The following is a 26509-nucleotide window of genomic DNA, read 5'->3' as shown; positions in this document are numbered from 1 at the left end:
TCTAATTAATGATTGAAGCGATCGCTTCATCCAGCATTGCCCGCGTGAAAGGTTTCTCGAGCACCTGGTGGTGCGGCGGTCGATGCGCCGCATCAGCATAGCCGCTGATATAAAGGCGTCTGAGATCCGGCTGCTTCTGTACAAGGCGTTTTCCGCATTCCTGACCACTCATGCGTGGCATCATCAGGTCCAATATCGCAAGGTCGAATCTCTGCCCGGCCAGGAGGCAGGCAAGCCCGGCCTCGCCATCCGCCACGCTGACAACTTCGTGACCACTGCGCCGCAGGAACTGCTCTGTCACCAGGCGCACAGGCGCTTCATCGTCAATCAGCAAGATTTTCAGTTGTCGCGTCTCGCGGTGGATGGCCGCCATATCAGGTGCAAGCTCAGCCCCTTGCGCCGGGACTTTCGGCAGAAGCAGCGACATACATGTCCCCTGACCGGGCGCGCTCCTGACTTTGATATCTCCGCCGCATCTTTTGACGAAGCGATATATCGTCGATAAACCGAGGCCGCTACCTTGGCCGAGTTTCTTTGTGGTGAAAAACGGGTCAAAAATACGGGCAGCGATTTCGGGCGTCATGCCATGTCCCTCGTCACAAACCGAGATCACCACAAATTCCGCGGAAGGTGCCGAAATGTCTTCCTCGATATGAATCGCCACCGTGCCACCATCCTGCATCGCATCCCGCGCATTGATGCAGAGATTGAGCAATGCCATTTCAAGCTGTTCCGGGTCGCTTTGGGCGTAAAGATCGTCCGCTCGCCGCGCGACATGTGAGAGATCCAACGCGCATTTCCCGGTTTCTCCGGCGGCATCACTTGCGCGGTTGAGACTTTGGGACAGCAGCTCCTTCAGATTACGAACCAGCCTGACGACATTGACGGCTTGCAGGGCCGATGATTTCGGTCGACCGAACTCGAGCAGGCTTCGCGTCAGGGTTGCGCCCTTACGGGCGGAGTCGATGGCGTTTTCGACAAGCTTTTTCGGGACGGATGCGTCGCCCTCCCCATCGGACGGAAGCATATCGTGTAAAAGATCAAGTGAGCCGAGGATGGCCGTCAGCAGATTATTGAAGTCATGCGCGATACCGCCCGATAAAGTGCCTAACGCGCGCATTTTATCATCCTGGCGCATTCTCTGCTCTAGCGCGCGGCGTTCCGTCACGTCCCTTTCGAAACTGGCCTGCCAACGCTGCCCGGCAGGGAGAAGCGCGCCATCAGCCTGGCGCGGCCAGGGCAGAACGATGCGTGTCCGCTCCAGCCAGCTTGTAATACCATCGCGCGTGACGGGGACGCATTGTTCGAGCTTTCCCCGCACCACCACCTCCCGTCTTTGGGCGGAGATGGCGTCACGCTCTTCCTCAGGGTAAAGCGTTTCCTCAAGCACTTCCCGGTCACCCTCACGTTGAATGGCGACAACGCTGTCCATCTCGCGATTTATATTGTGCCGGATCACCCGGCCTCCAGCGTCAGAGAACACGATATCGAACGCAGCGGCGCACAAGGTACTTTGAAGGAGAAATCTCTCCTTGAAGAGGGCTTTTTCAGTGTGAAAACGCGTTGCACTCTCCCGCACCATCGCTTTTAACCCGTCCGAATCCCAGGGTTTGTGTACGTAAAACTGTATCCGACCCTGATTGAGAGCGGTGATCACCACGGAGAGATCTGCATAGCCGGTCAGGAGAATGCTTTTCGCATCCGTCTTATCCTGCACCTGTGATAAAAAAACATCCCCCGTCATGCCCGGCATCCTTTGATCAGAGATGATAACCGCGATCTCGGGATGGTCCCTGACAAGGGTGAGGGCTTCATGGGGGCTGGTGGTGGAGATGATGTCAAATTCACCTTCGAGCAAATCACTCAAAGCAACGAGTATTTCCGGTTCATCATCGACGATCAGGATGAGGCTGCGAGATGTCTTGACAGGCGACGCGGACGGATGGGTCATTCAATTTTTCCTATTGTTTCGAGTCCGGATGGCGTCCATTTGACCGGTATTGTCATCGTGAAGCGCGCGCCATCCCCGCGCCCCCCTTTGAGACGCGCTTCATTGACCTCTATATGGCCGCCATGCGCATCGATGACGCCATAAGCAATGGCGAGGCCCAGCCCCGTCCCCTCCCCCACGGGCTTCGTGGTAAAAAATGGCTCGAACACCCGGCCTTTTATCGCGGCAGGCACGCCGGGCCCATCATCGGCGACGCTGATGACGTAAAACGCCCCGTCCTCCGACTGTTGAAGCGATGTCTCAATCACGATGCGGCCCAAAGCCGCACCCTCTGCCGGGTTGACGGACGCCCCTTCCGCGCGGATCGCATCGGCGGCATTGCTGACCATATTCATTACAGCCTGGTTGACCAATGCTGACTGGCAGATGAGAGTGCGGGGGGCGGCAAGGTGACGCTCCACAATGATGTCGCCGCCAAACTTATGCGACAATAAAGCGAGGGAGCCATCAATCGCCTCGAACACATCAATCTGACGGAAGGCACTCTCGTCCAGGCGGGAGAAACGTCTGAGACTCAAAACGAGGTTCTGGATTCTCTGAAGGCCCATGCGCATGGCGCCGGTGCGATTGATGCATTTTCCGATGAGGTCGGACCGCGCCTTTTCCGTCAGCGCCTCGGGTGGGTTGGCAAGCTCGTTCAGGACGCGGGCGATTGTCTCCTCATGGGCGATGATAAATGCCAGCGGATTATTGATTTCATGCGCGATGCCCGCCACCAACTCGCCCAAAGACGCCATTTTGGCCGTTTGCACCAGTTGGGACTGCGTTTCCAGCAAGCGCGCATTGGCCTCCGCCAGTTCGGCATTCGCCTGGGCGAGCGCCTCCGCGATGGCGGCTTTTGCCGCGACGGCCCGCGCTTCACTCCGCGCTGTCTTAAAAGCGACCTCCCGAACCTGCCGGCGGATCTCCTCTTCCCGTAGCGCATCCTGCGCCAGTTTGCGCTGCACCATGACCTTGATGCGTAAAGCGAGCACTTCCGGCGCGGTATCATCCGGGACGAGGTCATCGACCCCCGCATCGAAAAGAAAAGCCGAGGAATGACGCCGGAACTGCTCAGCCTCCACCACACCGATAATACGGAAAGCCGCCGCGCCCGCCTCCACTACATCATGCCGCCGCGCATCAATGCTTCGGCAGAAACTGTCACTGTCATCATGGGGCGCCGTCAGATCGAGGATCAGAAGGTCGGGCCCTTCATCCCCGCTGAACCACCCTCCCTGAATCATCTCACTTGACCCGGAAACCGTCGTGACAGTGTGCCCATCCCGCCACAGAAGTTCCCCGAGCGACGTGCCATCGTCATTTCGCGCCCATCGGGCGGGCCTGTCCACCGTGTCATCCTCCTCCGCCTCAATGGGTCGGGTCACGATCACAATGCGCGCACGCCGGAAAGACCCCGCTGCCTCCGCCTGCGGAAAGTCCGATCCGTCCCGCAAAAGTGCGCGTATCCGCAAAATGATGAGATCCGGATGTGCGGATTTGGAGAGATAGGCATCAGCCCCGCTTTCAAGCCCCTCACGCGTATGGCCCAGCCCGCCATCCTCTGTCAGCATGAGGATGGGCGTTGACCGCATCTGGGTGTTCATGCGGATTTGCCGTATCATCTGCCCACCATTCATGCCCGGCAATTGGTAGTCGGACACGATAAGGTCGGGGTGCGACAGTTCAAAACCGGCGAGGGCGGCCTCACCCGTCAACGCACGGACAACCGTGAAGCCCTGCCCCTCAAGCAGTTCGGTCAGCGGCAGGGCGGCGGCGTCGTGAGGTTCCACCAGGAGGATGAGCGGTTTTTCATTCGTCAACGTCATCCAGGCCCGACCCCCTCCCTGCCGCGTCCTGCATCCATGTAACGGCCAAATAGTTTCACATTTGGATCATTGCATTTAACATTGTCCAAGGCTACCTCTGAGAGAGATTTGAGAGGCAGGGCCGGAAGCCCTTCAGGACAAGTTCGATCATGTTGTTGGGATAATTAAAATGGACCCTGATTTACGCGCCCCCATGGGACACGCGCCACGGGCAGCATCTTCCTACAGTCCGGAACGCCGTTTCATCGGTATTCGCGGCTTGTTTTTCGCGGCGCTTTACTGTGCCGCGCATTTCTTCCAACAGATTGCCGAGTTTTTTGCGCCGATTGCCCTCATCGCCGGTCTTATCTGGAAGATCGCGCCTTCTTTAACAAATTTATTGGCGGATAAGGCGAAAATGGTGTCCGCGCAGTCTGACATTAATCTGGGGCCGCTCGACAATATCGTGCCCGCCCATCTTTCATTCTCAGGCTTGACATTAACGGCCTCCAATCTGGTTTTTGACGGTTTTCTGATGATGCTCGTCGCTGCCATCGCCTCAACTGTGGCGGTTTATGCGGGACGGCGGATCTGACCTCACCCGGAATGATGGCAGGTTGCGCATTTCCCTCCCCCCATCGTTTTCGAGACATCATGCCATGACGCGCCGCCTTATTCCGCTGAGCGTCGCCGTGCTCCTCGCCGCGTGGCTGACGGGGTTGATCCTGTTCAGCCTGGATGCCATGCGCAGCCATTATGATCTCGTCAAATGTGACGGAATTGTCGCGCTGACAGGCGGTGCGGAGCGTGTTGAGGTTGCCATTGACCTGCTCGAACGCGGGTTTGGACGAGATCTGCTGATCTCCGGCGTCGGTGCGCATACGACCCTGCCGCAATTGCGGCTGCATGAGGGTTCTCCCCTCTCGCTTCTTCCATCCGATCATATCACGCTCGGCCGACGCGCAATTTCAACAATTGGCAATGCTGCGGAGACGGCGGGTTGGGTGCGGGCGCACCAAATTCATACTTTACTGGTCGTGACGGCAGGATATCACGTGCGCCGCGCCATTATAGAAATCCATCGCGCCGTCCCGGAAGTTGAGCTTTACCCCTACCCCATCCAGTCTCCCGCCTTGCGACACCCTTCCAGCTTTTACACAGCGCGCCTTCTGACTGTTGAATACATGAAATGGCTCGGCTCGCTACTGCGTTTTTCACGTGGGGAAAATCTGAAACCTGACATTTGATTATCTTGACACAGCGTGCCACTTTTGCACGTTTGGGAACATTGGTAGGGACACGTCATGCGCGTCGCGCGAAGCATATTTTTCCAACTCTATTTTTTTATATTGACCATTATCATGGGACTGGGCGCATTGCCTCTTCGCCTCCTCAAGCGCCGGGATTGCGCGCTGACCTATGCCCGGCTCTGGAGCCGCCTGACGCTTCTGGGGCTCAGTAAAATATGCGGGATTGAAATCGTTATTATTGGACGGGAAAATATTCCCAATACGCCGTGCCTGATCGCCTCCCAACATCAATCATTTTTTGACGGGTTCGTTTGGATGAACCTTGTGGAGAGGCCAGCGTACATCATCAAGAAGGAGCTGACACGTATCCCACTTGTCGGCCCGATGCTGATATTATCCGGGATGATCCCGGTCGAGCGTTCCGCCGGGTCAAAAGCGCTTCGCTGCCTGATCCGGGACACACAGGATCGTTTCGATGACCGTCGCCAGGTTATTATTTTTCCGCAGGGGACGCGCGTTAAACCAGGGGAACGCGTGCCACTTCAGCCCGGCATCATGGCGTTGGCGAAACAAGCCAACGCGCCGGTCGTGCCTGTCGCCACAAATTCAGGTCTTTTCTGGCCCCGCGAAGGTTGGACGAAGTTTCCGGGTGCTCTGAAAATTGTCATCGGCCCCGCTCTGGCTATGGATAGCAGCCGTGGAAACCTCATCGCCATGATCGACGCCTCCTGGCAGGCGCTGGAAAAATCCGGAGGGTTGTATAACCATGTGGATAACTCTGTGGACGTAACTGAGGAGAACATTGTCCCAACCATATCCCAAGGGAATAAAGGCGCGGCCCTTGACGCGCCGGGCTGAACGGCGCCGGAAGCGAAACGACTCTCTCTACCCTGATTTTTACAAGTAAAAACAACGGTGAGACGGTATTTCCCGTTTATTAAGACCCCAGTCGCCGCCGGGCGCCGACACGCTTCGTTTTTCAACAAAACATGCCGCACTGGCAAAAATTTTAGTTAAGAAACTCGGAACGTGCGCTGGGGATAACTTGACTCATCGGGAATCGCGGGGAAGTCAGGAGAAAACCGCTTCGAACCCGAAACGTGACGTTAAAGGACGCCTCTTTATGACCACGTGGACGCTGATCAAAAGCTTTTCCGTGTGCCTCATTTGCACAATCATCGCCCATGTGGCGGCGTCCTGGTCGGCCCATCATATGCTTGACCAGCAGATGCATCACGCGATCACCGCGATGAAAGCGCATGGCTGGCACGTGGCCTATGACCCGATAATCCAAAAGCAGACGCGCCTGTTCGGGGCGGCGATCACTTATCGTAACATTGATATTCACGATGACACGCGGCATCGCTTTTCAGCGCGCGCCCTTACCGTGACCCATCACCCCTTTCTGCGGCCGCACCTCGATTTTTCCACCGTCATGATGCGGCGTATTGGGGGGGATATCGCGACGGCTTCATCCGTTCATCTCAAGCTCAATCGCCTTGGTCGTCGGACAGGCTTCCGCATCACCGATCTCTCCATCATGTCCGAGTCTGAACCCGCTTTTTCCATCGCGGCAGCGCGTTTGGGTGGAGATATACGCATCCAGCCACGCGATGCGCAAAAGCTTCTCAGAGGCGCCATTTCCGCCCGGTCCGATCGGCTCACTTTGTCACCGACAATCGGGACGGATAATTCCGGATCTTTTCCGCTGCCACCCGTGACGCTTTCAGACGCGCATATCAAAGCGGCGCTTGATTTGAAGCCGGGCGCCTCCTCCGCAGCTCTTCACTTGACCCGCGCCTATATTCAGCAGGTTGCGGGGCATGTCGGTCCACTCGCCGTGATTTTATCAGGTGAAATTGACGGTCAGGGCGATGGAAGACTGACAACAGAACTGAGGGACATCCGATCAGCCATCGAACGCTGGCGCAGCGCGCAACGAATGCCGTTAGAGGACACCGCGCGCACGCGCCTGATGGATCTGCTGGAGAAAACGGACGAACACGTGCCGGACCATATGATTTTCAGCCTTCGCGTCCAGCATTGGCAGATTGAGCCCGCCGCACACGCGCAATTACGGACGCTTTTCAACGCGATCACCGTCTCTTCCCCCGCCTGACGCTATCAGAAGGAATCCTTCAGAGCCCGCAACTGGCCGAGTTTCCCGCTGGTTTTGGCGGTAAGGAAAGGGTTGAGCTGTCGCTCCTCCCCCAGAAGGCTTGGTAAAGTCGGCTGCCCGGCTTCTCGCAAGGCCCGCGCTTTCAGGTCGTAAGCACGTAAAGCTTCATCTTTAGGGTTGAGGGTGCGGGCAAAAGCGAGATTGGACAACGTATATTCATGGCCGCAATAGAGTTTTGTCTCATCGGGCAGGGCTGCATATTTTTTCAGCGTCTCGAACATCATCTCCGGCGTCCCCTCGAACAAGCGACCGCAACCCATACTGAATAACGTGTCCCCACTGAATAAAGCTGGCCCTTCCGGGAAGAAAAAGCTGAGATGCCCCAGCACATGTCCGGGCGTTTCAATGACGTTGCCGCGCACGGCCCCCACCTCGATGACGTCCCCTTCCTTGACGGCCACATCAAGGCGCGGCAATCGATGCGCCTGAGACGCCGCGCCGATAATGCGCGCCCCGGTCACCGACCGCAAAGCTTCCGCACCGCCAATATGGTCCTGGTGATGATGGGTCAGCAGAATTGCATCGAGGGGCGCCCCGTCCAACGCTTCGAAAACGGGCGCGGCTTCACCTGGGTCCACCACCGCCTTTAAGCCGCTTTGCGGATCATGGATCATCCAAATGTAATTATCCCCGAAGGCTTGTAGGGGGGTGACGTGCATTTTCATCCTGGTCTCACCGCTGAATAATAGGAGCGCCTGACAGGGCATAGCACGTCCCGACGCCTGTCGAAAAAAGGAACGTGCCGGATGGGCGTTTTTGCGGCAGAATGCGTCGACGCGCGCAGAAGGACGCAACGCGCTTCACCTGATACTGCAAGGCGCCCAAGCAATGTCTCACCGCCCGACCCGCCGTGAAATTCTGGCTTCAGGCATCAGCGCCGCGTTGGCGCCACGGGCTTTCAGCGCAGAAATCGCGGATTTCAGCGGGGCGCGAGATATCGACGCCTTACAGAAGCGCGCGGGCGGGCGGATCGGTTTTTCCGCGCGGCTTCACGGTGAAAAGCGCGTGTTGGCCTTTCAGCCCAACCAGCTTTTTCCGATGTGCAGCACGCATAAATTCATCTCTGTCGCCGCCCTGCTGGCGTTGGTGGATTCGGGTCAACGGGATTTGCGACAATTCATCCGCTATGCGGAGAAGGACATTCAAACCTACGCGCCTGTCGCGAAACGCCACCTTCATGAAGGCGGTATGTATCTGAGCGCGATCTGCGCCGCCGCGATCCAACAGAGCGATAATAGCGCGGCCAATCTTATCCTGCGGGAACTAGGCGGCCCGGCGGGTTGGACGCAATTTGCCCGGCAGATCCACGACCCTGTCTCCCGCCTTGACCGTTATGAACCGGCGTTAAACGCGGCGGAAGCGGGGGATGATCGGGACTCGACCTCTCCCAACGCCATGCGTCGCAATATCGAAAAGATATTGACGGGTCACATCCTGTCCCGCGCCTCCCGGCAACACCTCACCCATTGGATGCGCAATGCCCCGCTGACATCCTCCCTGATACAATCCGGGCTGGGGCGCAAGGCGGATGTTTACGATAAGTCCGGCGCGGGCGCGCATGGCACGCGCGGCGATATTGGTCTTGTCAGTTTGCCTGACGGCACGATGATGTCGGTCGCGATTTACCTTACACGCACGACGTTGCATCGCCAGGCGCAGGATCGCCTCATCGCGGAAATCACCCGCCGCATCGTCCGGAAGTTTTCCCCGACCTGAGGGAAGCTTTCCATTTGTGCGACGTCCTCCCGGGTCACGACGCCCTGACGGACGCCTCTTACGGTCCAAACCCCTCGTTAAACCGCGCAACATCATGTAGGATCGGCGCCGTCACAGGCTGATACGCTCCATATGCCGGTCGGTCAGCATCGTCTGACCATTCTGGCCGGTGCAGGCAGTAAAGGTTTTACCATGTCCCTTTTGCAATCGATCCGAACCGTCATCGCCCCCCACATAAGGCAGCGACTCCTTTCCTCGCCTTGACGGGGCTCGTCACCCTGATCGGTCGCGCCACGCCGTGGCGGGCGACGCGGTGGGTCGGGCATGTCGGGCTGGCGGGTCTTGCCTTCTGCCTCTATTTTTTCCGCGACCCGAAACGTGTTCCCCCGGCCCGCGCCAATCTCGCCCTCGCCCCGGCGGATGGCCATGTCACATCGGTGGAACTTGCCACCCCACCGGCAGCGTTGGATATGGGGGATCAGCCTGTCTGGCGCGTCGCCACGTTTCTTTCCGTGCTGGATGTGCACATCAACCGGATGCCGTCAAAGGGGATCGTTACACGCGTCGCCTATCATGCAGGGCAATTCATTAATGCCAGTCTCGACAAGGCCTCGGATCTCAATGAGAGGAACGAGGTGCGCTTGACGCTGGATGACGGGCGGCACATGGCCATCGTCCAGATCGCCGGCCTCATTGCCCGCAGGATCGTCTGCTACGCGGAAGAAGGCAGTCGTTTTGAGCCGGGTGAACGTTTCGGGCTGATCCGTTTCGGCTCCCGCACCGATCTTTACCTGCCGCACGGCGTTACGCCTCTGGTCAGTGTCGGCCAGAAAATGGTCGGCGGCGAGACGGTGATTGCAGAACTCTAATATCGCGAACATGTCACATAACCGAGCCAGAAAGCGGCGCCTGAGACGCCTTAACCCCCTTCGTGTGCGACGCCCCCGCGTGCGCGGCCTGTCCTTCAACCGGCTGATCCCGAATATTCTGACGATGCTCGGCCTCTGTGCGGGGCTAAGCGCCATTCGCTTCGGCATCGAAAACCGGTTTGAGGAAGCGGCAATTGCGCTTCTGGTCGCCGCCTGTATTGACGGGCTTGACGGGCGCATTGCGCGGCTTCTGCACGCGACATCGCATTTCGGCGCGGAATTTGACAGTTTGTCCGACTTCGTCTGTTTCGGCGTCGCCCCTTCCCTGCTGCTTTTTCTGTGGACGTTACAATGGGAGGGGGGGCGCTACGGCTTTATTCCCTGCATCCTCTTCACGGTCTGCATGGCGCTGCGCCTCGCGCGTTTCAATGCCAGCCTCGCGGATGATGACAAGCCTGCTTATTCCGCGAACTATTTTACCGGCGTCCCAGCGCCTGCGGGGGCGCTGATCGTGCTCTTCCCGCTCTTCATGGGGTTGGAGGCCCGCCGCATTCAATCAGAATGGCTCTTTACCTGCGCCCATCAGCCGCTTCTCTCCGCCATTATGTTGGTGATGACTGCAGCTTTGCTCGTCTCCACGACGCCCGTCTGGTCGTTTAAGAACTTCAGGATACCGTCACGGCATATTCTGCCGATCATGCTCGGGACGGTTCTTTATGCGACCTTCCTGATTTCCGACCCCTGGGCCGCCCTGGCCCTCGCCGCCCTCGTCTATCTGCTGATGATCCCGTTCAGCCGTCAAAGCTTCAAAAAGCTCAAAAGAGAGGCCGAGGCGCTTTCGGAAGAAGTTGAAACGATCATTTAACGCTGATCAGGGGCACCTTACTGACGGAATCACAGGCCGCTCTCACCTCAGGCCTCAGTTCGCCGCGGCCTCCTCAAGCCGTTGAACGGTTTTTTTCCGACCGATAAAGGGCAGGATCGCCTTCAATTCCGGCCCGTTTTCCTCTCCCGTCAAAGCAAGACGAAGCGGCATGAAAAGCGATTTCCCGCTTCGGCCTGACGCCGCTTTCAGGGCTGACACCCAAACCTGCCAGGTCGACTCATCCCAGTCCCCGGTCGGTAATGTCGAAATGGCCTGGGCAAGGAAATCCGCCTCCGCCTTTAAAGCGGGTGGGGTGATGTCATCCGTGACGATGGACCACCAATGCGCCGCTTCCGGCAGAAGATCGATATTATGCCGGATGACGTCCCAGAAAGCCGCCGGCAGGTCGGAAGGCAGGCGGGACTTCACCCCCTCATAAGCGCGAACCTGAAGCAGGCGTCGATTAAGGCCTAGCAGCTGACGCATATCGAAACGCGCCGCCGCTCGGGAGATTGCGCTGATATCGTAGGTTTTGACCGCTTCATCAAAACGCATGGGCGCGGGGTTCAGGGCACTGCCGATGCGGGAAAGGTAGGAAATAATTGCATCCGGCTCCACCCCATCCTGACGCAGGGATTTGAGGGAGAGGGAATCGAACCTCTTGGATAATTTGCCCCCGCCTTCATCCAGCAGAAGGGGCAGATGGGCAAAGGTAAAGCGCGCTTTCGGCCCCGCCAAAGCATCGATGATATCGAGCTGCACCCCCGTATTGGTGATGTGATCTTCACCACGAATGATGTGGGTCACGCCGAGTTCAAGGTCATCAACGACGGAAGCGAGTGTGTAGAGGATGGTGCCATCCGCCCGCACCAGCACGGGGTCGGAAATCGCGGTGAGTTTGACCTGGCAGTCCCCCATGACGAGATCCTGCCAGGCGCGATGTCCGTCTGACAGGCGGAAGCGCCAATGAGGCACTTTTCCGTTTGCTTCTGCCTTGGCGCGCTGTTCCGCCGTCAGGGACAGCATGGCGCGGTCATAAATCGGGGGCTTCCGGGCGCGGATGCGCGCCTCACGCTTGGCGGCCAGTTCCTGCTCCGTCTCGAAGCAGGGATAGAGGCGTCCGCTCGCCTTCAGTGCCTCAATGGCGGCCTGATAACGGTCAAGCCGGGCCGTCTGCCGGGCTGTTTCATCCCAGGCAATGCCGAGCCAGGTGAGATCCGTCCGGATCGCGTTTTCATATTCCGCTTTGGACCGACCTGTATCCGTGTCATCAATGCGCAGGAGGAATTGCGCCGCGTGATGCCGCGCATAAAGCGCGTTGGCAATGGCAAGACGCGCATTGCCAACATGAAGATAACCTGTGGGGCTGGGAGCAAAACGAAGTTTCATGACGCTCTCTATGCCGCGCCGTGAAATAAATTTCCAGTCGTAAAAGCTGGCAGGGATATTCCCTGTTAAACTTATGTTGGTGGCGATGAGGTCATGTCATCGCGTCGCACGAGGCCTTGTCAGGCAATTGCGGCATGAGGGATGACCTACCCCTCCCCCTCCGGGAAAAATTCCTCGTCATCCTCGACAAGTCGGCGCGGGTCCAGGGCACGCCAGTCGCGTTCCATCGGCGTGGCGGGATTAGCCGCGAAATCATCGAGTTCATTGGCGGAGCGCCAACCGTCATCACCCGCATCGACAACGATCGCATCCTCACCAAAACTATACCAGTTTTCAATGACATCCCGCGGTGACGCCCCGCGGACACGCCCGCGTTCGATGCTGTCTCGGACGTAAGCCCGCGCGAAGGCATTGGCATGCGCCAGGTCCAGGAATTTAGGGATGTTCTCGACAATATCATCTTCCGATGCGCCGGAATGGTCCAGAATGCGCACCGTCCAGCTTTGCGCTTCATGCGCGTCGGGCTTGGTCATATCACTTGCTCTTCCTGAAATCCTGCCAGCGCGCCATCAGATGCTCACGCCCTGATTTGACACGTAACACGCCGTCGTAAGCGACGATATCGGCCGTCGCATAGGTTTCGTCCCATTTATGCGGCAGATAGGACCCTGTACCGACGATGTCTGCCGGGGCCCGTGCATCATGCATGGCGAGACATTTCTCCACGCTGAAACCGGATGAGGCGACAATTTTGACATGGGCACCCCCATGCGCATCCAGCACCTCGCGCATCCGCCACAAAGCCGCGGCGGAAACGCCGGACCCGATCAGATAGCGAAGCTCCGCCTCTGAGCGGTAACGCCGCGTGACGCCAGGGACGTGTTTTTCCAGGATGGCGTAGGATTTCTGCGTATCGAGCCCTTCAAGAAAACGCCCGCCATGTGTGTCCAGCCTGATGCTGAGATCTCCCTTTTCCGCCAGGCGCGGAAATCTCTGGCAAAGGGCGATGGTATCCGTGACCTCCTGCGCGAAATAATCGACGAGGACGGTCATTTTTTCCTGCGGGTAACGGTCGTGATAAATCTCCGCCGCCCGGATCGTGCTGCCCGCATAGCCAACCAAGGCGTGCGGCATCGTGCCCGCCCCCTGTGCCTGCCCGAAGAGGAACGCCGTCACATCATTGGCGGAATTGACGAAACCGACAGCACCTTCCTGATGGGCCGCGCGACTGCCAACCGCGGCGGCATAAGACATCATGATCTGCATTTCCGGCCCTGTACAATGGCGCGCATCCATGGCGAGGAAGGGTGTCCGGGGCATCGACATGGCCATTTGATAGGCATTATGCGCCGCGACGCAGCAACTTCCCAATTTTTGCAGGAGAATCGTTTCCAGGGACGCTAATTGTGAGAAAGGGCCGGTGAGGAACGCAATCGGTTCTCCAGCCCCGACCCACGCCCCCTCTTTGAAGGGCAGCGCCACATCCACTTTGACGCCTTTTTCAATCGTCACTTTTTCAAGACATTCCAGCATCGGCCCAAGGGCCGCGAGGACGGGGCGACGGATGAAAAACGCGTATGTCACCTGCATGTCGCCCTGGGCGACGACGATATTTTCCGTGCGGTTGAAATAAACGTCTGTCCAGCCGGGCACATCCGCCGCTGAAAGCATCGCCCGCTTGCTGCCTTGAGACGGCGCAGCATCACGCTCCATGACGCCACGCCAGATGGAAGCGTGACCGAACAGATCGGACACGCTCAACCCGCTTGTTCCAGCGCCGGTGAGAAGCAGCCTGTCAATTCATGCGCGAGGAGGAAGGCCATTTCAAGAGATTGTTCCGCATTCAGTCGTGGATCGCAGAATGTTTCATAGCGCCCGGCGAGATCCGCCTCTGTGAGACATTGCGCCCCTCCGACACATTCCGTGACATCCTGTCCGGTCATTTCTAGATGCACGCCGCCGGGCCGAAGCCCCGCCTCCTGAAAGACTGAGAAAAACCCGATAACTTCATCAAGGATCGCTTCAAAGGACCGGGTTTTGACCTTGTTCGCCGTTGTGGTCGTGTTGCCATGCATCGGGTCGCAAATCCATGTGACAGTGCGACCCGTCTTCTGCACAGCGGCAAGGAGGGGCGGCAGATGCGTCCGCACTTTGCTGCGGCCCATACGAGAGATGAGGGTGATACGACCCGCCTCATCCTTGGGGTTCAGGATCTGCAAAAGCTTTTCCAGATCCTCTACCGTGGATGTTGGCCCGACCTTGATGCCAATCGGGTTGCTGACGCCACGGAGGAATTCAACATGTGCCCCCTCAGGCTGCCGCGTCCTGTCCCCGATCCAGAGAAAATGCGCAGAGCAATCATACCATTTACCCGTCAGACTATCGACCCGCGTCAAAGCCTGCTCATAAGGTAAAAGAAGCGCTTCGTGGGAGGTGTAAAATTCAGTCTCATTGAATTGCGGCGCGGCGGCATTGAAGCCGCAGGCTGAGATGAACCCGAGCGCCTCGTCAATGCGATTGGCGAGGTCGGCATAACGTTTGCCCGACGGCGAACGCTGCACGAAACCCAGATTCCACTTATGAACCTTGTTGAGATTGGCGTAACCGCCATTGGCAAAGGCACGAAGAAGATTCATCACCCCCACGGAATGGAAATAACCTGTTTCCATCCGTGCCGGGTCAGGAATGCGCGCGGCTTCCGTAAAATCCGGCCCGTTAATAATATCGCCGCGATAACAGGGCAGTGTAACGCCCTCTCGCGTTTCCTCATCGGAGGAACGTGGCTTGGCATATTGCCCCGCCATCCGGCCGATTTTGACGACGGGCACGCGGGCGGCGAAAGTCAGCACAACCGCCATTTGCAGAAGCACCCGAAAAGTGTCCCGGATGTTGTCAGCCTGAAACTCCGCGAAGCTCTCCGCGCAATTTCCGCCTTGCAGGATAAAAGCCTCACCCTGTGCCGCCTTGGCAAGCTGGAGGCGCAGTCGCTCCGCCTCCCCCGCAAAGACGAGGGGCGGATATTTGCGAAGCCGGGCCTCAACGGCCTCGAGCGCCGCGTCATTCGGGTATCGCGGCATTTGACGCGCGGGGAGAGAACGCCAGCTTGCCGGCGTCCAGCGTTCAGGCGCGGTAGCGAAGCGATCCGGGTCCATCGATTTCGATCTTTCCTAAAAATGAAATGCGTCGGCTCGATAGATAGGCATGGGGCGCCGCGGAAACAACTGAAAAATCGGGGAAAGATGAAGCAATATCGAGGTAATGCCTCTTTATGTCGGCCTCGCAAACGTCTCCGCGCCAACGCGTCGGTTAATATTTAAGAAATAATTAAGGTTTTCAGCCTTGTGTTGCCCGCAAAAATTCTCCAGTTTCAGTACCCTTCACGGCGTTTTACGACGTCAAATCACCTTGGAAAATTCATCGCCTCAGGATATTGGATAGCTTCCCGAATGCAAGACGTGAGTATGTACCCGATGGCCAAACCTGAGGTAAACGTCATCAGCCATCAACCGGGCAAATTGCCCGCTCACGTCGAAGCTGTCAGGCCGCTCATTGAGCAGGCGGAGGTTGTTTCTTTCGACGTGTTCGATACGCTTCTGGTGCGCCCCTTCGCGCGGCCGGTTGATGTCTTCACGCTGATGGAGCGGCAATCCGGCGTCAAGGGATTTCACGATGCAAGGATCCTGGCTGAGCGCCTGGCGCGGGAGAAAAATCACGCCCGCAGCGGGTCGGCTGAAGTCACGATTGATGAGATTTATCAGCAGATCAAACTGCCCGGCCTCGGCCAGACGAGCTTTCAGGCCCTGAAAGCGCTGGAGCTCACGACAGAGGGAGAGATCCTCAAGCGATCCCCCGCGATCGGCCCGATTTATGACCTCGCCAGATCCCTTGGTAAAAAGGTGATCGCGGTTTCTGACATGTATCTGCCCGCATCGATGATTTCGTCCGTGCTGGCCAGAAACGGCCTGACTGTCGATGAAATTTTCGTCTCGTGCGAACATCAGACATCCAAGCATGAAAGCACGCTTTATGAAGTTGTCGCCCGGTCATGCGGCGTTGACACCGCGCGCATCACGCATATTGGCGATAATTACAAGGCGGATTGCGAAGCCGCTTTGAAGGCAGGTGTCGTCGGCTACCACATTCCTTCCGTGTTGGATCAGCTTTTCCGGGATGGGCGATTTAATCAGCTTGCCCTGCATAAGCTTTTTCAGGTGCAGAAACATGGTGCCGACACGTCACCTAATCTTTTTGCATCGCTCGCCCTGGCTTTTATAGCCCAATTCCGCGCCCGCCATCCTGAGGCGCCCATCGCACGCGTTTTCGGGGCGATGTATGGCGGCCCACTCGTTACAGGTTTCGCGGCCTGGCTCAACGCGGTGATGCAGATTGACCAGGTCGCGCATTTACGTCTTGCCACGCGGGACGGCTATATCACGAAGGAGATCTGGGATATTCTCGGCCTGCCAGGTCGTGCCAGCATTATGCAGAGTTCCCGCCGCCTCACGATGGTGCCCGCTTTCCACACAGCGTTTGAGAAAGAAATCGGCTCTGTCCTCAGCACAAGCACCGCCTGCACGTTGCGTGAATGCGTCCAGCGGCTGGGCATCGGGGCGGGTGAGGCCGAGCTGCTCAATGCGCTTTCAATTTACACACCGTTAGACCGCGTCCTTGATACACCCGCAAAAACCTCTGCGGCGCTGATCGCGATGAAGGAGTGCCGCCCGATCTGGCGTCGCATCGCCGCGCGGGAAATGAACGCCTATCAACATTATTTAAAGGATGAAGGGTTTGACCCGGCGCATGACGCCATGGCGGATTGTGGCTGGGCACTGACATCACAACGCCGGACAGAACTCATTCTCGGCAAAAAATTCCGCGGCTATTATGTGGGCACGCTTGAGCATGCTTACATGCATGAGGATATCCGCTCTTTCCTCTTCCATCACGGGCAGGATAGAAACTGGGTGCGCCTTGCCGAGCGCGGCGTTGAACTGCTTGAGCTGGCTTTTGCCTCCACACACGCGCAGATCAGCCATTTTGAGGAATGCGAGGATGGCGTGAGGCCGGTCTCCACGCAGCATCAACGGCAATATGAAATTCTTATCGGCAATTTCGTCGCACAGATGCAGGATGAGATCCGTCTTTTCGCGGAGCATTTCAAACCAAGCGTCTCTCATATCACATTGAATGAAATGCGCGACACGCTTTACGACCTTTTCAGCAGCCTCATCACCACGCCCACAAATTATGAATATGAGGAACTCGCTTTATTGCCCCATAGTCGTGAGCTGGGTGCCTCCGGTTTTGCAACCATCGGGACATTCTGGTCTACGCAGAATGGCCATTATGCCGAGGTGCAGCAGGCGACAAGCTGGCGCAGTTATATCCGGTTGGGTTTGATTTCCTTCCGTCAGGAGGGCCTGCGTCTAACTTGGATGCGTGCCAAGCGCGTCCTGCGTCGACGTCTGAAGCGATAGATTCAGATTACGTCTATTTTCTGATCAAGCTGAAATCCAACGCCCCCATCAGGTGGCGTCGCGTTGAGGCTTGGATGGGACGCCAGCCGAAGCGCCACCTGTGACCCTGTCACTCCATCAGACCTCCTCAAAAACGATCTTATAAGGTCGCGGCGGGCTGCGCGCGCATCAAACCTACTTTGACATGGTGACTCGACATTGCCCACGCCACGAGAGTGCGCCATGCAATGAGGCAGACGCCCGGATCGGCGCTGTCTGACATTCTTCGATTTTCTTAAAAGAAGATTTATCATTCTCTTGAAATAGGGTCTCTTCACGAATTATAAATCTTACTGTGATTTAACTTTCCGACATTCCGGCCTGTGTTACAAAGCACCTCACATAAACGTCAAAATCGTTCTTTCTTGTCGGGCAAAATCCTTCGGGCCGTGAAAAATATCAGCGCACCCTCCAGTAAAAACCAATAAAAAGAAGGCTTTGTGAAAAAATGAAAGCCTTGCTCTGCACTGGCCGCCTGGACACGTTTTCCGGCTCTGAACTGGTTATCATTGAGTTCGGTCAGGAATTACGCCGCCGTAAATTTGACGTCCATGTTTACGCCCATCACATCGCGGCGCCGCTTGACGCCAGCCTACGCACGGCCGGCCTTATCCCGAAAAGCGGTGACGATATTGATCTTACCGCTTACGATCTGATCTATACGCAGCAAAACGCCTTGTCGCTTCTGCTCGATGCGCAGGCGATGGAACAACTTTGCGAGGTTGGCCTCCCTTACATATTATTTGCCCATCTCTCCCCGTATATCGAGATCGAGGCGCCCCTCTCCCGCCTTGAGAGTGAAATCGCCACGCATATTATCGCCAATAGTGTTGAAACCCGTAAAGCTTTGGCAGCATTCGGCGCCGCTTACCGGAAGGCGATTGTGGTGCCCAACCCGACGCAGGATGCTTACATCTCGCACACCCCGATCAACGCGATACGAAAAATCCTCATCGTCTCCAATCATTGCCCAGATGAGGTGCTCGCAGCACGTGAGCTGCTGATTTCCGCCGGTTACACGGTTGATCATCTGGGAGAAGGTGGCAACGTCACCATGATGCGACCGGAGATCCTTCATGACTGCGACGCCGTCATGACGATCGGAAAAACTGTGCAAATGGCGATTTTGGCCCATCGTCCCGTTTATTGTTATGATCATTTCGGGGGTCCAGGCTGGCTGACCGATGAAAATTATCAGATGGCGGCCGCGCTTAACTTTTCCGGTCGGGATCAACCGGTCAAAAAAACTGCCATGGAGATTTTTGAAGAAGTCACCCACTTCAAGCCAGTCATTCCGCAATTTTACAGGAAACAGAAGCCGTTTCTGATGCGCTTCTGGGTTGACCTCCTCCTTCGCGATCTCAAATATTATCGGCGGAAAGTCCCTAAAAATCGTGACGCCATGAAGTCATTCGCCCGTCTGGATCGCTGCATGAGCGTCGTCTGTTCCCAAGCTTTCAATAATCACTTTCTGCTCCGTTATGTCCTGCCCAGAAAGATGCGGTTCATCGCGGATCGCGATAAATGGATACGGGATCGGGATGAATGGATCCGTGAACGGGACGCGTGGATCCGTGAACGCGATGATCTGATTCGTGACCTTCAACTTCAGATTCATGACCGGGATCATCGGATAAAGGAGAGTCACTCCCTTATCAGGTCGCTTCACGAACAATTAACTAGTCCCACCTTTATCAGGCGATGCGTGTCGAGGTTTCTCTCATTGTTCAGATTCCACACCTGGCGGCGCAGAAGATCATGACCCGCTTGAACGCATCTGATGGCGTCAAGCCAACACGCCGTTTTTGTAAGTTGAAAGGTGCAGAGGACGGTCAAGGACGACTTAAAAAACGCTGGACGACGATGGGATCCGTAACCTATTCTGGGAAACGGTTCACTTGCTGAGATGCAGGTTACGCTGCGCGGAAGTGCCCTGAAATATTCATTCTCATAAATGGGGATTCGAGATGATGTTGCGCCTTTCCGCCGTGACCCTTGCGGCCTGCGGTTTCCTGATGGCATCGGACGCGATGGCGGAAGCGCAGGGTTCCGATGGGGGGACAGGCCGCAGTGGCACGTCGCGTTCCGGTTATCATTACCAAGGTCATGGCGATACGTTCCGCGCCCATGCGCAGAAGCCCCCGCCAGGCTATCAGATCGCCCCATCAACAGAAATTGAGCATGGCCCGGATCCGGATCACGATGCCAACATCCAGCGTGACCCGACCACCGGCGCCAATCTCTCAAATTTCGGGACGGCTTACGCGAATAGCAGCCCGACCGCGCGCGGCCAGGTTGGCGATTCCACCGGTAACGGGTGGGTCGCGCCGCGCGGCAACTGAACCCGCAGGGCGCTCAGCCCCGGACTCGCGCCTGCCTTGCTTATGAATTAGAGCGCCAAACGCGTCGCTTAAGTTGGCACGACGTTAAGTAAAGCAGCGGCTGAAATCAGACGCCTCGCTGAGGCGTACGGCGCGTCACCGTCCTCATTGTCACGATTTCCTCCGCCGATGTCGGGTGGATGCCGATCGTGTGGTCAAAATCCGCTTTCTTCAGGCGGGCTGTTACCGCAATCGCCACAGCTTGAATGATCTCCGGTGCCGCGTCACCCATCATATGCGCGCCGACCACCCTTTCATCGCCTGAATCGACGACAAGCTTGATCAGGACCTGATCATCCCCCTTAAGAAGGCTTTGCCGCATGGGTCGGAAGCGCGTCAAATAAATATCCACCGCCGCGTCCTGTGCCGCTTCCTCTTCCGTCAAACCGACACTGGCGAGGGGCTGGCTATAGAACACGGCCTTTGGTGTGGTTTCGAAAGCCCAGTAACGGTCATGACCGCCGAAGATCCGATCCGCGAGAATATGGCCCTGCGCGATGGCGACGGGCGTCAGATTGATCTGATCCGTCACGTCACCGATGGCGTAAATATCCGGGACTGAGGTAGCGAATGACGCATCCGTCACGACACGCCCCTCCCGACATGTCACGCCAATCGCATCGAGATTAAGACCGTCGATCGCCGGATGCCTACCCGTCGCGAAAAACACGCAATCACTTGTCATCTCATCGCCCTGATCGAACTCCGTCGCCAGCGTCCCGTCCGGTAGGCGCTTGATCCGCTTTGGTGACGTGCCGGGCCGCAACGTGATTCCGTGCCGGGTCATTGCCTCTGTGAGATGCGTGCGCAGGTCATCATCAAACCCACGCAGCGGACGCTCACCGCGAAACACCATTGTGACATCACTGCCCAAACGTGAAAAAATCCCGGCAAATTCGACGCCGATATAACCGCCCCCAATGATCAGGATTTTTCTGGGACGTTCCGCCAGGTAAAAAGCATCATCGGAAACAATGCCCAGTTCGGCCCCGTTAATGTCCGGTCGTGAGGGTGCCCCGCCCACGGCGATGACGATTTTGCGCGCCCGTATGCGCTGCTTACCTGCGGACGGATCCAGCGCGGAAGGCGAGATCTCCACCTCATGACGCGACAGGAAAGCGGCTGTGCCTTTGAATAAAGTGACACCCGCCTTTTCAAGCATTGCAGTGTAAATCTGATTCAGGCGGGCAATTTCGTCATTTTTTGCAGAGATCAGCCGCGCCCAATCATGCTGCCACGCTGCGCCTTCCCACCCGAAAGACTGCGCTTCCGGGCCTGTCGCGGCGTAATCCGCCGCATAGACCATCAGCTTTTTCGGCACACAGCCAATATTAACGCACGTGCCGCCCCAATGGCGTGCTTCCACAATCGCCACCTTCGCCCCATGCTGAGCTGCGATGCGGGCACAACGCACCCCGCCCGAACCCGCACCAATGACGAGGAGATCATATTCTGCTGCCATGGCGGACACCTCCATCGCTCCCGTACCCACCTGACGCAGGGTCAGCGTTCCGCGAACGCCTTCTCAACAACGTATGAGCCCTGATGGCTCATATTGCCTTCCTCAAAACCCATCGAGATCAGAAGTTTCTCCGTATCCGCCAGCATCTCCGGTGAACCGCAGATCATCACCCGGTCATGTTCCGGATCAAGCGGCGGGAGATCGAGATCCTTGAAGATCTTGCCAGACTGGATCAGCGTCGTGATCCGATCACGTACTTCAAAATCCTCACGCGTCACGGCCGGGTAATATTTAAGCTGCCGGGCCACGTAATCACCTAGAAATTCATGCTGCGGCAGGTCATGGCGGATGAGATTCATATAAGCCAGTTCTGCAGAGACACGCACAGTGTGGCTCAGCACAACATGCTCGTAGCGCTCATAGCATTCCGGGTCTTCAATCAGGCTCATGAAGGGGGCCAGGCCCGTCCCGGTCGAGAGGAAATAAAGGTTGCGTCCCGGTTTGAGATTATCCAGCAATAACGTCCCCACCGGCTTACGCCCGACGAGGACCGTATCGCCCACTTTCACATGGCGCAGGCGCGAAGTAAGAGGGCCGTCCTCAACTGCGATGGAGAGGAACTCAAGATGCTCCTCATAATTTGCCGAAGCAATTGAGTAAGCACGCAGGAGCGGCTTGCCGTCCACTTCAATCCCGATCATGGTGAACTGACCGTTCTCAAACCGCAAGCCAGGGTCACGCGTGCAGGTGAAGGTGAATAGCCGATCCGTCCAATGATGCACCGACAGGACTTCACATGCGTGAAGATGGCTGTATTCCTTCGAAGGTGGTGCAAGGCGATAGTGACCGGGATGCCCTTCAACCGGTAATAAACCGCTAAGAGGTTCGGAAATTGTCGGCATCGGAAGAGACTCAGGGACGAACATCGCGGCAAATTTCTCCGTTAAGTGCGCATATCAAGAAACGCCTGGTGCGGCATATACTGCACTATCACTAAAACATCTCTTAAGAGAGGGGAACCCTCGACTTCGCCCGTCACGCGGCGGGACCTATACTATATGCATGATTCTGCAGCTTATTGCAGGTCATCACAACCTCTGATCCTTTTTCAATTGCGTATCCCTGCGTAAATCCTCACAACAGAAGATATGGATATAACCAGCTCTCCGGCACAACGTGCACTTGCTTCCGCCACGCATTCGACCGGTCTTGAACCCTCCGCCAAGGAAACGCCACGCGCCTTGCGCCTGGTCGCCCGCGCCCTATCGCCGGGTGAAGATAAGATCACCGATGCAGCCTGGCGGGACATATTATGCACGATCCGCCGGAAGAGCTGGGCGTCCCGCATGATGTATCTCGCCCGCCAGGCGCATGAACCCTGGATTTCCAAGGAGGATATGATCGAGGCTGCGGGACGCATTGATCACCCGGAGGCGGGAGATGAATTGCTTCGTCATTATCTCGACATCGTGATCGCTGACCGGTTCCGGGAAATTTCTCATGTGCCGGGCGATGTCTTCGCGGCGGTCAAAGCGGATCTGTCAGATAGCGGGCAGTTCCTCTCCGGTCAGCAGGTAGATCACCTCGCCCGCCGCATCGCTGAGATCTTCGGCGTGCGGGACTTCGCTTTTGAGTCGGAACTGATCGCGCAGGAGCAGGCTCAAGCCGCGCGGGAGGCGGAAATCCGGCGGAAGGCCGCGCAGAGACAAGAGCGTGAGATTGAGAAGTTACGCCGCTGGGAGGCCAGCCTCGTCGGGTTTGATCAGGTCCCTGCCCTTCTGCATTGCTCGCGGCAGGAAGCTTTGCGCTGGGTTGCCGAAAACCGCCTTCCCATTGCGCGGCGCACAACTCAGTCTGACGGGGTCGAACGTTTCGAATTTGACCCCGATATGTTGCGCAAATTGCGCCACCAACTGGGGCGGTGGCGGTCACGTCAGGATGACGCAACCCGACGCCCCGACGCCCCCGCGGTTGGCGCCAAAATCGGCAATGCCGTCATTGCGCGTGTGGCGGCGTTGGACCGGTACGCCGGGCATTTCAAGACGGCACGCGCCTTGAAGCGCCGCCTGGTGCTGATTACCGGCCCGACAAATTCCGGCAAATCCCACGCGGCGCTCGATGCCCTTGCCGCGGCTGAAAGCGGCCTCGCCCTTGCCCCGCTGCGCTTGCTCGCGCATGAATTCAAGGAAGCGCTCGGGAAACGCGGCGTGGCCGCCTCGCTGATGACGGGGGAGGAACGCATCCTCGTCCCGAACGCGCAACACATTGCGGCAACTGTGGAGATGTGTCCTTTCTACACGCCGGTCGACGTCGCCATTATTGACGAGGCCCAGATGTTGACGGACCCGGACCGGGGCGCGGCGTGGACGGCAGCCATCATGGGCGTGCCGGCGCGCACCGTCTATATTCTCGGCGCACCTGATTGCATCCCGCTGATCCGGCGGATCGCCAGTTTATGTAATGACCCGCTGGATGAAGTCTCACTCGAGCGTAAAAGCCCCCTCCGCGCCGCGAACGGCCCGACACGGCTTGACCAATTAGGGCGCAGCGACGCGGTGATCGCCTTTTCCCGTCGCGACGTGCTTGACCTGCGGGCTGAATTGATGGCGCGGGGACGGCGTGTGGCCGTCGTCTACGGCGCGCTCAGCCCGGAAGTGCGGCGTGCGGAGGCAGCGCGCTTCAACCGTGGTGACGCGGATATTCTCGTCGCCACCGATGCGATTGGCATGGGCCTCAATCTCTCCATCAAGCGTGTGATTTTCAGCGCGTTGAAAAAATATGATGGACGACAGTCCCGAGACCTCCTTCCGCAGGAAGTCAAACAGATTGGCGGGCGCGCGGGGCGTTACGGACATCATGAGGATGGGATTGTCGGCGTGCTGGCCGGTGCGGGTAACGTCCATATGATTGACCGCATGTTAAAAGCCCCGCCGGAACCCATGGTGGAGCTGCGCCCACTCGTGCAGCCCGACATGGATATCGTGCGTGCCGTTGCGGATGAGGTGGGTTCAGAGAGTCTCTATGGTGTGTTGACGCGCATCAAACGCGCCGTCTTGCGCGCGGATGACCCGAATTACCGTCTCGCCGATATGGAACAACCGATGGAAATCGCGGCGGCGCTTGAAGGCGTCGAGGGTCTCGAACTATCCCAACGTTGGACATATGCCATGTGCCCGATCGATGAGCGGGATAATGGAATCACGCGGCTCGTCTCCTGGGCAGCTGAACATGCCGCAGGTCACGCCGTCCCGCCCCCCGGAACAGGACGGTTGACGCCGCCCGCCAAAGCCGGACGCGAGGAGCTGGAACGCGCTGAAAAAAGGCACAAGCGCCTCGTGGCCTGGCGGTGGCTTTCAATCCGCTTCCCCGAATTTTACCGTGAGACGGATCGCGCGGCGGAGCATACGGAAGCGTTGAATGACTGGATCGAGTCGGTATTGCGGCAACAGAGCCATCGGCGCGAGTCCGTGCGCCATCATGATGGGCCTGGCGCGCGTCATCGCCGGGCAGGCAAACCATCTTCCCGCCCCAGTCTCCATCGGACGCGACGCCGTTCCTGACCCTGGCGCGACGGCGCGACTTCAAAATCCTGTTTTGTGCTGCTCTTTTATCAGCGGTAGCACATTGTCAGGGATCTGGGGCGCCAAGCGACTCATCATGTGACAGTGCCCGCCGAGAAGATGAGAAGGTCGCGCCATGACGGTGTCTGCACGGCTCAAACCCGGTGCGCGTGGGGATGGTCGGTCTCCCATCAAGCTGAGTGGGCATTCCCGCACATTGAGGATATCCTCTCAACGGGCCAGAGCGCGTCTCACGCCAGGCGCGTCAGCCCGCCCATATAAGGATGCAAAACCTCCGGTATCTCAATGGAGCCATCTTCATTCTGGTAATTTTCGAGCACGGCAATCAGGGTCCGCCCGACAGCGAGTCCTGACCCGTTGAGGGTGTGCACATATTCTGGACCTTTCTCCGCACGAAACCGCGCATTCATCCGGCGTGCCTGAAAGTCGCGCGTATTTGAGCAGGAGGATATCTCACGCCACGCATTCTGCCCCGGCAGCCAACCTTCCAGATCATAGGTTTTGGCCGCCCCGAAGCCTGTATCTCCGGCACAGAGCAGCACACGGCGGTAAGGTATGCCAAGCCGCTCCAGAACGGTCTCAGCGCAACGGGTCATGCGCTCATGCTCTGCCGCGCTCTCCTCCGGCAAAGTGACGGAGACAAGCTCAACCTTCGTAAATTGATGTTGGCGTAACATGCCGCGTACATCACGCCCTGCGGAACCAGCTTCAGACCGGAAACAGGGTGACAAGGCGACCATCCGCAAAGGCAATAAATCGCGATCAAGAATTTCGCCTGCCACGCTGGCCGTCAGAGGCACCTCCGCTGTCGGGATCAACCAGCGTCCATCCTCCGTGCGGAAGGAATCTTCGGCAAATTTCGGCAATTTATCCGTGCCATACATGGCGGCATCATTCACCAGAAGAGGGACGGACATTTCCTGATAACCGCCATGTGTCACATGCATATCCAGCATGAACTGACCCAGCGCACGCTCAAGCCGCGCCAATGCACCGCGCAAGACCGTGAATCGCGCCCCGGCAAGCTTCGCGGCGGTGGGGAAATCCATGGCGGCAAGTTTTTCCCCCAACTCGAAATGCTGGAGGGGCGTGAACGCAAATTCGCGCACGTCGCCGACCTGTTTTACGACGACATTGTCAGTTTCATCACGACCTTCGGGGACCGACCCATCAAGGATGTTGGGCAGATTTTCCAGCAATGCGTTGACGCGGCGATCGGCATCCTCCGCGCGCGCTTCCAACGCCGCCATCTCATCCCGCAATTGCGTGGCTTCCGCCTCTAAAGCAGTACTGTCCTGCCCCTGGCGTTTCGCCTGCCCGATCTCACGCGCCAGATTTTTCCGGCGGCTCTGGTGCGTTTGAAGGGCGGTCAGCGCGTCACGGCGCGCTTTATCCTCTGCCAAAATTTCCGCAGATTGGGGTGGGAGGCCGCGCCGTTTGAGGGCTGCATCAAATGCGTCCGGCTCGCTCCGCAGGGCACGCAGATCATGCATAATCGAACCT

The 26509-nt window shown here is 57.6% G+C and carries 20 protein-coding genes and 1 pseudogene; 11 read left to right on the top strand and 10 right to left on the bottom strand.

Annotated features, from left to right (window positions below):
* Position 1: 1 nt before the first annotated feature.
* Both CGLAMM_RS09545 and CGLAMM_RS09540 read right to left on the bottom strand, forming a co-directional pair.
* Positions 2-1951, bottom strand: a complete 1950-nt coding sequence (locus CGLAMM_RS09545) for a response regulator (protein ID WP_394820270.1) — start codon at positions 1949-1951, stop codon at positions 2-4.
* A complete protein-coding gene (locus CGLAMM_RS09540) occupies positions 1948-3819 on the bottom strand; it encodes a response regulator (RefSeq protein ID WP_394820269.1) in 1872 nt (623 codons plus the stop codon). Before CGLAMM_RS09540 ends, CGLAMM_RS09545 begins: the two co-directional genes overlap by 4 nt.
* A gap of 169 nt (positions 3820-3988) precedes the next feature.
* Here CGLAMM_RS09540 and CGLAMM_RS09535 point away from each other — a divergent pair, with 169 nt between their 5' ends.
* From CGLAMM_RS09535 to CGLAMM_RS09520, 4 genes are all read left to right on the top strand, one after another.
* Positions 3989-4393, top strand: coding sequence for a hypothetical protein (locus CGLAMM_RS09535; protein ID WP_394820268.1), 405 nt, complete (start codon positions 3989-3991; stop codon positions 4391-4393).
* Positions 4394-4457: 64 nt separating this feature from the next.
* Entirely contained in the window at positions 4458-5045 is a 588-nt protein-coding gene (locus CGLAMM_RS09530) for a YdcF family protein (RefSeq protein ID WP_394820267.1), read from the top strand.
* A gap of 57 nt (positions 5046-5102) precedes the next feature.
* Positions 5103-5906 (top strand): lysophospholipid acyltransferase family protein, encoded by an 804-nt coding sequence (locus tag CGLAMM_RS09525; RefSeq protein WP_394820266.1) that lies wholly within the window; start codon positions 5103-5105, stop codon positions 5904-5906.
* Between the two features lie 265 nt (positions 5907-6171).
* Complete coding sequence (locus tag CGLAMM_RS09520) at positions 6172-7167, top strand: hypothetical protein (RefSeq protein ID WP_418115630.1); 996 nt, start codon at positions 6172-6174, stop codon at positions 7165-7167.
* Positions 7168-7172: 5 nt separating this feature from the next.
* Here CGLAMM_RS09520 and gloB read toward each other — a convergent pair whose 3' ends face one another.
* On the bottom strand, positions 7173-7892 hold the full coding sequence (gene gloB, locus CGLAMM_RS09515) for a hydroxyacylglutathione hydrolase (RefSeq protein ID WP_394820263.1): 720 nt from the start codon (positions 7890-7892) through the stop codon (positions 7173-7175).
* A gap of 163 nt (positions 7893-8055) precedes the next feature.
* Here gloB and bla point away from each other — a divergent pair, with 163 nt between their 5' ends.
* From bla to CGLAMM_RS09500, 3 genes and pseudogenes are all read left to right on the top strand, one after another.
* Positions 8056-8943, top strand: coding sequence for a class A beta-lactamase (bla, locus tag CGLAMM_RS09510; protein WP_394820262.1), 888 nt, complete (start codon positions 8056-8058; stop codon positions 8941-8943).
* 192 nt (positions 8944-9135) lie between these two features.
* A pseudogene (locus CGLAMM_RS09505) lies at positions 9136-9812 on the top strand (phosphatidylserine decarboxylase).
* Positions 9813-9822: 10 nt separating this feature from the next.
* Positions 9823-10677 carry a CDP-alcohol phosphatidyltransferase family protein gene (locus tag CGLAMM_RS09500; RefSeq protein WP_418115629.1) on the top strand — a complete coding sequence of 285 codons (855 nt, stop codon included), beginning with the start codon at positions 9823-9825 and terminating at the stop codon, positions 10675-10677.
* Between the two features lie 54 nt (positions 10678-10731).
* Here the strand turns inward: CGLAMM_RS09500 and gltX are convergent, their stop codons facing one another.
* The 4 genes from gltX to CGLAMM_RS09480 all read right to left on the bottom strand — a co-directional run bounded on the left by gltX (position 10732) and on the right by CGLAMM_RS09480 (position 15218).
* Positions 10732-12066 carry a glutamate--tRNA ligase gene (gltX, locus tag CGLAMM_RS09495; RefSeq protein ID WP_394820261.1) on the bottom strand — a complete coding sequence of 445 codons (1335 nt, stop codon included), beginning with the start codon at positions 12064-12066 and terminating at the stop codon, positions 10732-10734.
* 146 nt (positions 12067-12212) lie between these two features.
* Positions 12213-12599 carry a hypothetical protein gene (locus CGLAMM_RS09490; protein WP_394820260.1) on the bottom strand — a complete coding sequence of 129 codons (387 nt, stop codon included), beginning with the start codon at positions 12597-12599 and terminating at the stop codon, positions 12213-12215.
* A gap of 1 nt (position 12600) precedes the next feature.
* Positions 12601-13737, bottom strand: coding sequence for a beta/alpha barrel domain-containing protein (locus CGLAMM_RS09485; protein WP_394820309.1), 1137 nt, complete (start codon positions 13735-13737; stop codon positions 12601-12603).
* An 86-nt stretch (positions 13738-13823) separates the two neighbouring features.
* Positions 13824-15218, bottom strand: coding sequence for a class II 3-deoxy-7-phosphoheptulonate synthase (locus CGLAMM_RS09480; protein WP_394820259.1), 1395 nt, complete (start codon positions 15216-15218; stop codon positions 13824-13826).
* 318 nt (positions 15219-15536) lie between these two features.
* Here CGLAMM_RS09480 and CGLAMM_RS09475 point away from each other — a divergent pair, with 318 nt between their 5' ends.
* The 3 genes from CGLAMM_RS09475 to CGLAMM_RS09465 all read left to right on the top strand — a co-directional run bounded on the left by CGLAMM_RS09475 (position 15537) and on the right by CGLAMM_RS09465 (position 19924).
* On the top strand, positions 15537-17543 hold the full coding sequence (locus CGLAMM_RS09475) for an HAD-IA family hydrolase (RefSeq protein WP_394820258.1): 2007 nt from the start codon (positions 15537-15539) through the stop codon (positions 17541-17543).
* A gap of 496 nt (positions 17544-18039) precedes the next feature.
* The gene (locus CGLAMM_RS09470) at positions 18040-19344 is read left to right on the top strand and encodes a glycosyltransferase family protein (RefSeq protein WP_418115628.1); all 1305 of its coding nucleotides are present in this window, start codon (positions 18040-18042) and stop codon (positions 19342-19344) included.
* Positions 19345-19549: 205 nt separating this feature from the next.
* Positions 19550-19924, top strand: coding sequence for a hypothetical protein (locus CGLAMM_RS09465; RefSeq protein ID WP_418115627.1), 375 nt, complete (start codon positions 19550-19552; stop codon positions 19922-19924).
* A gap of 106 nt (positions 19925-20030) precedes the next feature.
* Here CGLAMM_RS09465 and gorA read toward each other — a convergent pair whose 3' ends face one another.
* Positions 20031-21425 (bottom strand): glutathione-disulfide reductase, encoded by a 1395-nt coding sequence (gorA, locus tag CGLAMM_RS09460; protein ID WP_394820255.1) that lies wholly within the window; start codon positions 21423-21425, stop codon positions 20031-20033.
* A gap of 41 nt (positions 21426-21466) precedes the next feature.
* Complete coding sequence (locus CGLAMM_RS09455) at positions 21467-22351, bottom strand: ferredoxin--NADP reductase (RefSeq protein WP_418115626.1); 885 nt, start codon at positions 22349-22351, stop codon at positions 21467-21469.
* A gap of 222 nt (positions 22352-22573) precedes the next feature.
* Between CGLAMM_RS09455 and CGLAMM_RS09450 the strand changes: the two genes are divergently transcribed.
* Positions 22574-24985, top strand: coding sequence for a helicase-related protein (locus tag CGLAMM_RS09450; protein WP_418115625.1), 2412 nt, complete (start codon positions 22574-22576; stop codon positions 24983-24985).
* Positions 24986-25236: 251 nt separating this feature from the next.
* Here the strand turns inward: CGLAMM_RS09450 and serS are convergent, their stop codons facing one another.
* Positions 25237-26499 (bottom strand): serine--tRNA ligase, encoded by a 1263-nt coding sequence (gene serS, locus CGLAMM_RS09445; RefSeq protein ID WP_394820253.1) that lies wholly within the window; start codon positions 26497-26499, stop codon positions 25237-25239.
* Positions 26500-26509 lie beyond the last annotated feature (10 nt).

This window comes from Sorlinia euscelidii, assembly GCF_036452135.1.
Lineage (GTDB): Bacteria > Pseudomonadota > Alphaproteobacteria > Acetobacterales > Acetobacteraceae > Sorlinia > Sorlinia euscelidii.
Note: the sequence above shows the minus strand (reverse complement) of the source record. Positions and strands in the feature narration are given on the sequence as shown.

Bases quoted from the DNA above. Each gene is read 5' to 3' on its own strand.
- CGLAMM_RS09545 (WP_394820270.1), bottom strand. From the start codon at position 1,951: ATGACCCATCCGTCCGCGTCGCCTGTCAAGACATCTCGCAGCCTCATC.
- CGLAMM_RS09540 (WP_394820269.1), bottom strand. From the start codon at position 3,819: ATGACGTTGACGAATGAAAAACCGCTCATCCTCCTGGTGGAACCTCAC.
- CGLAMM_RS09535 (WP_394820268.1), top strand. From the start codon at position 3,989: ATGGACCCTGATTTACGCGCCCCCATGGGACACGCGCCACGGGCAGCA.
- CGLAMM_RS09530 (WP_394820267.1), top strand. From the start codon at position 4,458: ATGACGCGCCGCCTTATTCCGCTGAGCGTCGCCGTGCTCCTCGCCGCG.
- CGLAMM_RS09525 (WP_394820266.1), top strand. From the start codon at position 5,103: ATGCGCGTCGCGCGAAGCATATTTTTCCAACTCTATTTTTTTATATTG.
- CGLAMM_RS09520 (WP_418115630.1), top strand. From the start codon at position 6,172: ATGACCACGTGGACGCTGATCAAAAGCTTTTCCGTGTGCCTCATTTGC.
- gloB (WP_394820263.1), bottom strand. From the start codon at position 7,892: ATGAAAATGCACGTCACCCCCCTACAAGCCTTCGGGGATAATTACATT.
- bla (WP_394820262.1), top strand. From the start codon at position 8,056: ATGTCTCACCGCCCGACCCGCCGTGAAATTCTGGCTTCAGGCATCAGC.
- CGLAMM_RS09500 (WP_418115629.1), top strand. From the start codon at position 9,823: ATGTCACATAACCGAGCCAGAAAGCGGCGCCTGAGACGCCTTAACCCC.
- gltX (WP_394820261.1), bottom strand. From the start codon at position 12,066: ATGAAACTTCGTTTTGCTCCCAGCCCCACAGGTTATCTTCATGTTGGC.
- CGLAMM_RS09490 (WP_394820260.1), bottom strand. From the start codon at position 12,599: ATGACCAAGCCCGACGCGCATGAAGCGCAAAGCTGGACGGTGCGCATT.
- CGLAMM_RS09485 (WP_394820309.1), bottom strand. From the start codon at position 13,737: ATGCTTTCAGCGGCGGATGTGCCCGGCTGGACAGACGTTTATTTCAAC.
- CGLAMM_RS09480 (WP_394820259.1), bottom strand. From the start codon at position 15,218: ATGGACCCGGATCGCTTCGCTACCGCGCCTGAACGCTGGACGCCGGCA.
- CGLAMM_RS09475 (WP_394820258.1), top strand. From the start codon at position 15,537: ATGGCCAAACCTGAGGTAAACGTCATCAGCCATCAACCGGGCAAATTG.
- CGLAMM_RS09465 (WP_418115627.1), top strand. From the start codon at position 19,550: ATGATGTTGCGCCTTTCCGCCGTGACCCTTGCGGCCTGCGGTTTCCTG.
- gorA (WP_394820255.1), bottom strand. From the start codon at position 21,425: ATGGCAGCAGAATATGATCTCCTCGTCATTGGTGCGGGTTCGGGCGGG.
- CGLAMM_RS09455 (WP_418115626.1), bottom strand. From the start codon at position 22,351: ATGTTCGTCCCTGAGTCTCTTCCGATGCCGACAATTTCCGAACCTCTT.
- CGLAMM_RS09450 (WP_418115625.1), top strand. From the start codon at position 22,574: ATGGATATAACCAGCTCTCCGGCACAACGTGCACTTGCTTCCGCCACG.
- serS (WP_394820253.1), bottom strand. From the start codon at position 26,499: ATGCATGATCTGCGTGCCCTGCGGAGCGAGCCGGACGCATTTGATGCA.